Raw genomic sequence first — 1,056 nt, 5'->3', positions numbered from 1 at the left:
TTAAACCTTCGTACTTTAGATAAATTTTTAAATTTAAATCAGGAGCTATTTCCCTGGATAAATTATAAGCCTCTATTAAAGGCGTATTTCCTTCGTGAAGTGTAACTATAGGTGTTTTTTCATCCACAGGTAAATACTGTCTATATGCGTTTATAATTCCCTGCCATTTACAGTCCAAGGTTTAAAATCCTCCTAAAATTTTGCAACTGATATTATACCATTTTGTTTTATAATTAAATTTACCGAAAATATAATTATAGTTATTGTATAATATTGGTTTGCATTTATTTAAAAAGGAGGAAAAAACAGTGAGCAAAAGACCTTTAACTGAAGAAGCTTTAAAAAAAGTAAATAATAGATACGAATTAGTACATGCAGCAGCAAAACTTGCAAAAAGATTATATGAAACTGGAGCAGAAAGCTTTGTTAATGAAGAAGGAATACCGCTTAAAAAAACTGTAATATCTATAGATAAAATTGCAAAAGGGGAAGCTATCATAATAAAACCAGAAGAAATTGTTAAAGAAGAGGAATAACTTAATGTGTATCTAAATGAACTTCTTTTAGGGTACAAATTAGGAAGATTTATATTTTCTATATCCTTCCTTATTTCATACTTTTTATACATAAGTATAACAAAGATTAATTTTCTAAATTTTCCATTAACAATACTGATTATATATTCCCTTACATCGTTTATATTAATAGTTTATAGGGAAATTAACATATTTGAATTTTTACTTGACATTATATTTATTACAGTTTTCATCATATCAAGTTTTCAGTCTATTTATTACCTGTCCTTACTATATTTATTTCCAATATTCTTTTATGGTGTACTATCTGGTAAAAAATTAACATACTCCTTAGCAATAGCTTCCCTCCTGCTTTACATATTCATAAGGTTCACATTCGCACAAGACGAGTTGTACGACTTAATACTTCCATCATTTTTACACGGGTTTTCTTTCTTTATTATTTCATTTGCAAGTATATCATTGAATAAAAGGTTAAAAAAACAAGAAGAAGAAATTCAAAAGTTAGAAGAAGAGAGGA

Annotated in this window: 2 protein-coding genes and 1 pseudogene; 2 read left to right on the top strand and 1 reads right to left on the bottom strand. The window is 27.2% G+C overall.

The genetic code is table 11. The features are described from left to right. Positions 1–178 (bottom strand): annotated as a pseudogene (locus tag HG1285_RS19640) (threonine synthase); the annotation flags it as partial. 130 nt (positions 179–308) lie between these two features. Here HG1285_RS19640 and rpoZ point away from each other — a divergent pair. Both rpoZ and HG1285_RS20440 read left to right on the top strand, forming a co-directional pair. Continuing rightward, positions 309–536, top strand: coding sequence for a DNA-directed RNA polymerase subunit omega (gene rpoZ, locus HG1285_RS00225; RefSeq protein WP_008289723.1), 228 nt, complete (start codon positions 309–311; stop codon positions 534–536). 6 nt (positions 537–542) lie between these two features. Next, positions 543–1,056, top strand: a 514-nt coding sequence (locus HG1285_RS20440) for a hypothetical protein (protein WP_008289722.1), incomplete at its 3' end; no start/stop codon positions are given.

Source organism: Hydrogenivirga sp. 128-5-R1-1, from assembly GCF_000171895.1.
The sequence above is the reverse complement of the archived record's forward strand: the minus strand, read 5'-3'. Positions and strand labels throughout refer to the sequence as shown.